The organism is Streptomyces spongiae, assembly GCF_009377185.1.
Taxonomy (GTDB): Bacteria; Actinomycetota; Actinomycetes; order Streptomycetales; family Streptomycetaceae; genus Streptomyces; species Streptomyces spongiae.
Window position 1 is genome coordinate 1 of sequence record NZ_VJZC01000411.1, and the last position, 9,034, is coordinate 9,034.

Sequence of the window (9,034 nt, forward strand, 5' to 3'; positions counted from 1 at the left end):
TGCCGGTCCTGTGGGGCGGGCGTCGGCTGTCTGCTGTGGTGCGGCTGCGGCTGCCGGGTCCGTCTTGGTGCCGGGCGCGGGCGCGGCTTTTCAGGGGCGCGGGGAACTGCGCGACAAGCCACGATGAACCCGCACCCGAACCACAACCGCACCCGGCAGACGAGACGCACCCGCCCACGAGCCGCAGTACTCAGTCCTTGATCTCGCAGATCGCCGCACCGGAGGTGACGGACGCCCCGACCTCCGCCGCCAGCCCCTTGATCGTGCCGGAGCGGTGCGCGTTGAGGGGCTGTTCCATCTTCATGGCCTCCAGGACGACGACGAGGTCGCCCGCCTTGACCTCCTGCCCCTCCTCCACCGCGATCTTGACGATGGTGCCCTGCATCGGAGAGGCGAGGGTGTCGCCGGAGGCGGCGGGGCCGGACTTCTTCGCCGCGCGGCGCTTCGGCTTGGCCCCGGCGGCGAGGCCGGTGCGGGCCAGGGACATGCCGAGCGAGGTCGGCAGGGAGACCTCCAGACGCTTGCCGCCGACCTCGACCACGACCGTCTCCCGGCCGGGCTCGTCGTCGGCCTCCACGGCCTCGGCGGGGGCGGTGAAGGGGGCGATCTCGTTGACGAACTCGGTCTCGATCCAGCGGGTGTGGACCGTGAACGGGTCGGTGGAGCCGGTCAGCTCGGGTGCGAACGCCGGGTCGGTGACGACGGTCTGGTGGAACGGGATGGCCGTGGCCATGCCCTCGACCTGGAACTCGTTCAGGGCGCGGGAGGCCCGCTGGAGGGCCTGCTGACGCGTGGCGCCGGTGATGATCAGCTTGGCGAGCAGGGAGTCCCAGGCGGGGCCGATGACCGAGCCGGACTCCACGCCCGCGTCCAGGCGGACACCGGGGCCGGTGGGCGGGGTGAAGGTGGTGACGGTGCCGGGGGCCGGGAGGAAGTTGCGGCCGGGGTCCTCGCCGTTGATACGGAACTCGAAGGAGTGACCGCGCAGCGGCGGGTCGTCGTAGCCGAGTTCCTCGCCGTCGGCGATCCGGAACATCTCGCGGACCAAGTCGATGCCGGTGACCTCCTCGGTGACCGGGTGCTCGACCTGGAGGCGGGTGTTGACCTCCAGGAAGGAGATGGTGCCGTCCTGGCCGACGAGGAACTCGCAGGTGCCCGCGCCGACGTAGCCGGCCTCCTTCAGGATGGCCTTCGAGGCGCGGTACAGCTCGGCGTTCTGCTCGGGGGAGAGGAAGGGTGCGGGGGCCTCTTCGACGAGCTTCTGGTGGCGGCGCTGGAGGGAGCAGTCACGGGTGGAGACGACGACCACGTTGCCGTGGGTGTCGGCCAGGCACTGCGTCTCCACGTGGCGCGGGCGGTCCAGGTAGCGCTCGACGAAGCACTCACCGCGGCCGAACGCGGCCACCGCCTCGCGGACGGCGGAGTCGTACAGCTCGGGGACCTCTTCGAGCGTGCGGGCGACCTTCAGGCCACGGCCACCGCCGCCGAACGCCGCCTTGATCGCGATCGGCAGGCCGTGCTCCTCGGCGAAGGCGACGACCTCGTCGGCGCCGGAGACCGGGTCGGGGGTGCCCGCGACGAGCGGGGCGCCGGCGCGCTGGGCGATGTGCCGGGCGGCGACCTTGTCGCCGAGGTCGCGGATCGCGTGCGGTGGCGGGCCGATCCAGATCAGGTTCGCGTCCAGCACCGCCTGGGCGAACTCGGCGTTCTCGGAGAGGAAGCCGTAACCCGGGTGGATGGCGTCCGCACCGGAGTCCTTGGCCGCCTGCAGCACCTTGGCGATGTCCAGGTAGCTGGTGGCGGGGGTGTCACCGCCCAGCGCGAACGCCTCGTCCGCCGCGCGGACGTGCAGGGCGTCCCGGTCCGGGTCGGCGTACACGGCGACGCTCGCGATCCCCGCATCCCGGCACGCCCGGGCGACGCGGACAGCGATTTCGCCACGGTTGGCGATCAACACCTTGCGCACGATGGCTCCCTCTCCTTGAAACAAGCCGAGTTTAGGGACTGCCGACACGGCGTTTCGACCCGTCCTCAATGGTGAGCTTGCCCACACGGAGCGTGAGTGGAGGCTCGCTCGACCTGCGAAATCCCTTGTCGCACCGCACCGCGCAGGACTCCACCGGAAAACCCTAGCCTTCCGATGTGGCCAAGGTCTCTATGAGGCCGCGCTGCGCCCGGATGGGTTTCTTTGTGGAGTCCCTACTAATGGCCCAATGATTCTTTGCCCTCGCAGGAACCCTTGCCCCCGGGTTTACCCGTTAGTAGCGTTCGCGATGCTGAAGAGAATCTGTGGCCCGAAGGGCCCCGTTGAGGGGTGGTGGTCGGGTGACGGGTGGGCCAGTACTGGCGGTAACGGTCGTCGCGCGCTCGGGGTGACGGACGGCAACAGCGAAAGTGGGGTGGGACCGGTGATACGGAGACCGGTGGCGGTGGTCACGGCGCTCGTGCTCTTCGTGGAGGCGGGAGCCATCGCCTGGGTCAACTGGTTCCTCGGCATCGTGGTCGACCGCCAGGACATGTCCCTCGCCGGGCTCGACCCGGCCGCGATGTCCTCCTCGTCGAAGGCCGGCGGCGTGGTCTTCGGCGTCTACTTCGCCCTGTGCGGCCTCGCCGCGCTGCTCGTCGCCCTGCGCGACCGGCCCGCGACCGGCTTCTGGCGCATCCTGCTGATCAGCGTGGCCGTCGTGCACGGGCTGCTCGGCGCCTTCGCCGTGGGCCTGGTGGGCTGGGGCGCGTTCGCGTTCATGATGGTCGTGCTCGGACTGGTCCTGCTCACGCTGATGACGTACGACCGTCAGACGGGCCCGGCCGGCACGGCCCCCGAGGGCGAGGGCGGTCCCCCCAGCGACGGCTCCCCGGGCAACGGCCAACCCGCCCCGGTCACCCCGCCGGCGCCCAGCACTCCCTGACCGTGCGGCTCCCGGGCACCCCGCCCGGTTGCCGCACTCCGGTCACTTCTCCCTGGGCGTCCACAACTCGGTGATGCCCACGTTCAGTTGGGCCAGCAGGCGCCGTACGAGTGGGAGGCTGATCCCGATGACGTTGCCGTGGTCCCCGTCGATTCCGTCGATGAACGGTGCCGAGCGGCCGTCGAGGGTGAACGCCCCGGCCACGTAGAGGGGTTCGCCGGAGGCGACGTACGCGGCGATCTCCTCGTCGGTCGGCTCGCCGAAGTGGACCACGGTGGACGCCGTACCGGACGTGTACCGTCCGCTCGCGGTGTCCCAGACGCAGTGGCCGGTCTGGAGGGTGCCCGACCGGCCGCGCATCGACTTCCAGCGCGCGGTGGCCTCCTCGGCGTCGGCGGGCTTGCCGAGCGCCTCGCCGTCCAGGTCGAGCACCGAGTCGCAGCCGATCACCAGGGCGCCCTTGACCTCGGGTTTGGCCGCCACGACGGAGGCCTTCGCCTCGGCGAGCGCGAGGGCGAGCTCGGCGGGGGTGGGGGCGGTCACGGCGTCCTCGTCGACCCCGCTGACGATCACTTCGGGGTCCAGCCCCGCCTGGCGGAGCAGGCCCAGCCGGGCGGGGGACTGGGAGGCGAGCACGAGTCGGCGGCGCGGCTGATCAGTCATGCGGTCAGGGTATCGGCGCGGCCGGGCTCACGGCCCGGGGCGCCGCCTCACCGCACTCCGAGCACGAGCATCGCGAGCACCATGGCCAGTGCCACGAGGACACCGAGCCGCCGCAACATGTCCTGCGTGTCACGCAGTTCCTTGGGCGGTTCGTTCTCGGGGTCGGACCACAGCATGCCAACAATGCTGCGGTAGCTCACGTTCCGGCGCCTGAGTACGCGTACTCAACTTGCGTGGTCCGAGGTGACCAGCCGGCCCACCCGCCCTCCGACCGGCCCTACCCGGCGCAGCCCTGGCCCGGCCAGTACGTGCGGCCCCACGCCGTCGGGCCCGGCTGGGGCAGGCGGTGGGCGGCGATGCGGGACGGGTCGGACCAGGAGTCGCGGGGGCGGGGCGCGCCGGACGGCTCGGTGGACGCCGCCGCGGCGCGCGCCCGGACCACCGCCAGTGCGGCGGCCAACTCCTCAGCGGTCGGGTTGCCCCGTACGACCTTGATCGTCATGACGGCTCCAAGGGGTCGAGGTCCGGTCTAGAGCGGGATGTTGCCGTGCTTCTTCGGAGGGAGGCTTTCCCGCTTCGTGCGCAGGGAACGCAGACCGCGCACGATGTGGGAGCGGGTGTCCGAGGGGAGGACGACAGCGTCGATGTAGCCGCGCTCGGCCGCCGCGTAGGGGTTGAGGAGCCTGTCCTCGTACTCCTGGATCAGGCGGGCCCGCACGTCCTCGCGCTCCTCGTCGGAGGCGGCGGCGATCGTGCGGCGGTGCAGAATGTTGACCGCGCCCTGGGCGCCCATGACGGCGATCTGGGCGGTCGGCCAGGCGAGGTTGAGGTCGGCGCCGAGGTGCTTGGAGCCCATGACGTCGTACGCGCCGCCGAAGGCCTTGCGGGTGATGACCGTGATGAGGGGGACCGTCGCCTCGGCGTAGGCGTAGATCAGCTTGGCGCCGCGGCGGATGATGCCGGTGTGCTCCTGGTCGACGCCCGGGAGGAAGCCGGGGACGTCGACGAAGGTGATCACGGGGACGTTGAAGGCGTCGCAGGTGCGCACGAAGCGCGCGGCCTTCTCGGAGGCGTCGATGTCGAGGCAGCCGGCGAACTGCATCGGCTGGTTGGCGACGATGCCGACGGGGTGGCCCTCGACTCTGCCGAAGCCGGTGATGATGTTCGGCGCGAACAGCGGCTGGGTCTCGAAGAACTCGCTGTCGTCCAGGACGTGCTCGATCACCGTGTGCATGTCGTACGGCTGGTTCGCGCTGTCCGGGATCAGCGTGTCCAGCTCGCGGTCCTCGTCGGTGAGGGCGAGGTCCGCCTCCTCCGGGAACGCCGGGGGCTCGCTGAGGTTGTTGGACGGCAGGTACGACAGCAGCTGCTTGACGTACTCGATGGCGTCCTTCTCGTCGCCCGCCATGTGATGGGCCACACCCGAGGTGGCGTTGTGGGTGCGGGCGCCGCCCAGTTCCTCGAAGCCGACGTCCTCGCCGGTGACGGTCTTGATGACGTCCGGGCCGGTGATGAACATGTGCGAGGTCTGGTCGACCATGACCGTGAAGTCGGTGATGGCGGGGGAGTAGACCGCACCGCCCGCGCACGGGCCGACGACCAGGCTGATCTGCGGGATGACGCCCGAGGCGTGGGTGTTGCGGCGGAAGATCTCGCCGTACATGCCGAGCGCGCTGACGCCCTCCTGGATACGGGCGCCGCCGGAGTCGTTGATGCCGATGACCGGGCAGCCCGTCTTCAGCGCGAAGTCCATCGCCTTCATGATCTTCTGGCCGAAGACCTCGCCCAGCGCGCCGCCGAAGACGGTGAAGTCCTGGGAGAACACGGCGACCGGACGGCCCTCCACCGTGCCGTACCCGGTGACGACCCCGTCGCCGTACGGGCGGTTCTTCTCCAGACCGAAGTCGGTGGAGCGGTGCTGGGCGAACTCGTCGAACTCCACGAAGGAGCCCTCGTCCATGAGCAGCTCGATGCGCTCACGCGCCGTCAGCTTGCCCTTGGCGTGCTGCTTCTCCACGGCGCGCTCGGAGCCGGCGTGCGTCGCTTCGTGGATGCGGCGCCTGAGATCCGCGAGTTTGCCCGCTGTGGTGTGGATGTCGATCTCTTCGACCGTCTGGCGCTCTTCCGGCTCGGACATCGGGATGCGGCTCCCTGCCTGCTCAATGGGGACGTGAGGGTGACGTGCTCAGGGACGTACTCAGTGACGTGCTCAGTGACGTGCTCAGTGTGTGCTCAGAAGTGTGTATGGCTACTCATCCGTAGCGTAGTGCTGCGTCTATGGTTCGGCAGTGCGGCGTTGACCACACCTAGGGTGGGTTTCATGACCCCGCGAGATGCATCAGACGCGTACGACGACGACGGCGCCCAGGGCGACGGGCCGGGCGGCGGCCGCTGGTCCGATCTCGGCCGCCCTCCCCTCAACGGGACCGCGCTGCGCCGGGCGCTGGTGCGCGAGGGCGGGCTGTGGTCCGACGTGGACGTGGTGCAGCGCACCGGCTCCACCAACTCCGACCTCGTGGCCCTCGCCGAGGCGGGCAAGGCGGCCGAGGGCGCGGTCCTCGTGGCCGAGGAGCAGAGCGCCGCGCGCGGCCGTCTGGACCGCGTCTGGACCGCTCCGGCGCGCTCCGGACTGTTCTTCTCCGTGCTCCTGAAGCCGGCCGAGGTGCCCGTCCACCGCTGGGGCTGGGTACCGCTGCTGACCGGGGTCGCGGTGGCGACGGGGCTGTCCCGCGCGGCCGGTGTGGACACGGCACTCAAATGGCCCAACGACCTCCTGGTGACCGTGGGCGGCGAGGAACGCAAGACCGGCGGCATCCTCGCCGAGCGCGCGGGCACGGACGGCGTGGTCGTCGGCATCGGCCTCAACGTCACGCTCCGCGACGACGAGCTGCCCGTGCCCACCGCGGGCTCCCTCCTCCTGGCGGGCGCCGCGAACACCGACCGTGACCCGCTGCTACGGGCCGTCCTGCGCTCCCTGGAGCAGTGGTACGGCAAGTGGCGGGACGCCGGGGGCGACCCCGCCGTCAGCGGCCTCCAGGAGACGTACGCGGCGGGCTGCGCCACCCTGGGCCGCACGGTCCGCGCGGAGCTCCCCGGCGACCGCTCGATCGTGGGGGAGGCGGTCGCGGTGGACGGCGACGGCCGGTTGGTGCTGGCCACGGCGGAGGGCGTGCAGGAGCCGGTGGGGGCGGGCGACATCGTCCATCTGCGACCCGAGTGACTCGTGGGACGGCTGGGTACCCGGAGCTGCCCAGTGAACGCTGGGGACGATCAAGTCGTACGACTCGGAGTGTTGACCCGGGGATGACCCCCCGGACCCCCAGCCGGGAGGGCGTGCTGGTCCGCTCCTCAGGAGTGAGCCAGCCCACACCTGCTGTGCTGTGTTGACCCGGGGGACAACCCCCGGACCCCCGGCCGGGAGGGCGTGCTCGTTCGCTCCTCAGGAGTGAGCCAGCCCACACCTGCCGTAGAGTTGAGGCCGGTCGATACCTGACCGTGACAGATCGGAAGGGCAGCAGGCGTGACCGTCGACGACACGGGCTCCGGCACGGGTGCACACCCCGCTCCCGACGGCGATCCGGGCCGTACCGCAGGGTCTGCCGGCGACGCGTCGGCCGACCGGGCCGAGCCGCGGCGGCGGGTGGACGCGCTGAGCCGGCCCGACGGGGAGGGCGACGACCCCGTCGAGAACCCCCTGGCCCTGCGCATCGAATCGCTCATCCTCGGTGCCGAGCGCCGCTACACCCCGTTCCAGGCAGCCCGCAGCGCGGGTGTCTCCGTGGAGCTGGCCACCCGTTTCTGGCGCGCCATGGGTTTCGCGGACATCGGCCAGGCCAGGGCGCTCACCGAGGCGGACGTCCTCGCGCTGCGGCGGCTCTCCGGTCTCGTCGAGGCCGGGCTGCTCAGCGAGGCGATGGCCGTGCAGGTGGCCCGCTCGACCGGTCAGACCACGGCCCGGCTGGCCGAGTGGCAGATCGACTCCTTCCTGGAGGGCCTGACCGAGCCGCCGGAACCGGGCATGACACGGACCGAGGTCACGTATCCCCTGGTGGAGCTGCTCCTGCCGGAGCTGGAGGAGTTCCTCGTCTATGTCTGGCGGCGCCAGCTCGCCGCCGCCACCGGCCGCGTCGTGCAGGCCGCCGACGACGAGGAGATGGTCGACCGGCGCCTCGCGGTCGGCTTCGCGGACCTGGTCGGCTTCACACGGCTGACGCGCCGCATGGAGGAAGAGGAGCTGGGCGAGCTCGTCGAGGCATTCGAGACCACGGCGGCCGACCTGGTGGCCGCGCACGGCGGCCGGCTCATCAAGACCCTGGGCGACGAGGTGCTGTACGCGGCGGACGACTCGGGCATCGCCGCCGAGATCGCGCTCCGGCTCATCGAGACCATGGCGAACGACGAGACGATGCCCGAGCTGCGCGTCGGTATCGCGTTCGGCACGGTGACGACGCGCATGGGTGACGTCTTCGGTACGACGGTGAACCTGGCCTCCCGGCTGACGTCCATAGCCCCCAAGGACACCGTGCTGGTGGACTCCGCGTTCGCCGAGGAGGTCATCCACACCGGTGACGCCCCCGCCTCCGAGGCGGAGGCCGCCGAGGCCGCGGCCGCCGCCGAGAAGGAGGGCGAGGAGCCGCCGTCGTACCGCTTCGCGCTCCAGCCGATGTGGCAGCGGCCCGTGCGCGGGCTGGGTGTCGTCGAGCCGTGGCTGCTCACGCGCCGGGCCAACCCGCCCGCGTAGCGCGTTCAGCCGAGCAGGCTCTCTCCGTCTCCACCGTCGCCGTCGTTGTCCGCGTTGACGCACAGTCCGATGACCGGGACGCACCATTCCTTCTGATCGCGCTCATCCCGGTCATCCCGCTCGTCCGGGCGGTCGGGCCGGGGTGCCGTGGCGGTGGTACTCGGTGTGGGCCGGGGAGCGGCCGGTGCCTCGGCGACGGGGGCCGTGGGGATGCCGGTCGAGCCTGCGGACGGGGCGGACGGGGCGTACGGGGCGGAAGAGGCAGCCGCGGCGGTCGTGGCGGCAACCGGTGACCTGACCGGGGAGGACGGGATCGCCGCCGCCGTCGCACCGGGGGCCGCCCCGCTCCCGACCCCCGGCACAGCGGTGGCGCCGGGATCGGCCGAACCCGCCGGAGGCGATGCGGCCTCCATCGTCGCCGCCGCGTTGGCCGCCCCCTCCGGGATCCCGTCGGAGGCGGCCCTCGGCTCCGCCTCCGGAGCCTCCGCGGCCCCCGCGCCACCTCCGCCGTGCGGCTCGGGCCCCAGTCGCACCAGAGTGAGCGCCCCTGCCGCCAGAGCGAGCCCGCCCACCGCGAACAGCGTCCGTCGCGGCCGGGGCTTGCGGTGCCGTCCGCGGGCCGGGTGTGTCATGGCCGTTCCTCCTCGAAGCGCCCTGCGCCGCGCCCCCGTCGCGCTGTGCGTGGGCACGCTATGTGGCCCCGTGGGGCCTGGGGCGGGAG

The 9,034-nt window shown here is 71.8% G+C and carries 9 protein-coding genes; 3 read left to right on the forward strand and 6 right to left on the reverse strand.

All coding sequences use genetic code 11. The features are described 5' to 3' along the window. Positions 1-190: 190 nt before the first annotated feature. Entirely contained in the window at positions 191-1,966 is a 1,776-nt protein-coding gene (locus FNH08_RS36310; RefSeq protein ID WP_322726062.1) for an acetyl/propionyl/methylcrotonyl-CoA carboxylase subunit alpha, read from the reverse strand. Between the two features lie 442 nt (positions 1,967-2,408). Here FNH08_RS36310 and FNH08_RS36315 point away from each other — a divergent pair, with 442 nt between their 5' ends. After that, positions 2,409-2,909 carry a hypothetical protein gene (locus FNH08_RS36315; RefSeq protein WP_322726063.1) on the forward strand — a complete coding sequence of 167 codons (501 nt, stop codon included), beginning with the start codon at positions 2,409-2,411 and terminating at the stop codon, positions 2,907-2,909. A gap of 42 nt (positions 2,910-2,951) precedes the next feature. Here FNH08_RS36315 and FNH08_RS36320 read toward each other — a convergent pair whose 3' ends face one another. The 4 genes from FNH08_RS36320 to FNH08_RS36335 all read right to left on the reverse strand — a co-directional run bounded on the left by FNH08_RS36320 (position 2,952) and on the right by FNH08_RS36335 (position 5,709). Next, positions 2,952-3,572, reverse strand: coding sequence for a Maf family protein (locus FNH08_RS36320; RefSeq protein WP_152775790.1), 621 nt, complete (start codon positions 3,570-3,572; stop codon positions 2,952-2,954). A gap of 47 nt (positions 3,573-3,619) precedes the next feature. Beyond that, positions 3,620-3,748 carry a morphogenic membrane protein MmpB gene (gene mmpB / locus FNH08_RS53265; protein WP_152775791.1) on the reverse strand — a complete coding sequence of 43 codons (129 nt, stop codon included), beginning with the start codon at positions 3,746-3,748 and terminating at the stop codon, positions 3,620-3,622. A gap of 101 nt (positions 3,749-3,849) precedes the next feature. Beyond that, on the reverse strand, positions 3,850-4,074 hold the full coding sequence (locus FNH08_RS36330) for an acyl-CoA carboxylase epsilon subunit (protein ID WP_152775792.1): 225 nt from the start codon (positions 4,072-4,074) through the stop codon (positions 3,850-3,852). 27 nt (positions 4,075-4,101) lie between these two features. Continuing rightward, positions 4,102-5,709: an acyl-CoA carboxylase subunit beta gene (locus FNH08_RS36335; protein WP_152775793.1), complete on the reverse strand. Its 1,608-nt coding sequence runs from the start codon at positions 5,707-5,709 to the stop codon at positions 4,102-4,104. A 183-nt stretch (positions 5,710-5,892) separates the two neighbouring features. Between FNH08_RS36335 and FNH08_RS36340 the strand changes: the two genes are divergently transcribed. Both FNH08_RS36340 and FNH08_RS36345 read left to right on the forward strand, forming a co-directional pair. Further along, positions 5,893-6,792, forward strand: a complete 900-nt coding sequence (locus FNH08_RS36340) for a biotin--[acetyl-CoA-carboxylase] ligase (RefSeq protein ID WP_152775794.1) — start codon at positions 5,893-5,895, stop codon at positions 6,790-6,792. 300 nt (positions 6,793-7,092) lie between these two features. Next, on the forward strand, positions 7,093-8,313 hold the full coding sequence (locus tag FNH08_RS36345; protein WP_407704516.1) for an adenylate/guanylate cyclase domain-containing protein: 1,221 nt from the start codon (positions 7,093-7,095) through the stop codon (positions 8,311-8,313). Between the two features lie 5 nt (positions 8,314-8,318). Here the strand turns inward: FNH08_RS36345 and FNH08_RS36350 are convergent, their stop codons facing one another. Beyond that, on the reverse strand, positions 8,319-8,945 hold the full coding sequence (locus FNH08_RS36350; protein WP_152775795.1) for a hypothetical protein: 627 nt from the start codon (positions 8,943-8,945) through the stop codon (positions 8,319-8,321). Positions 8,946-9,034 lie beyond the last annotated feature (89 nt).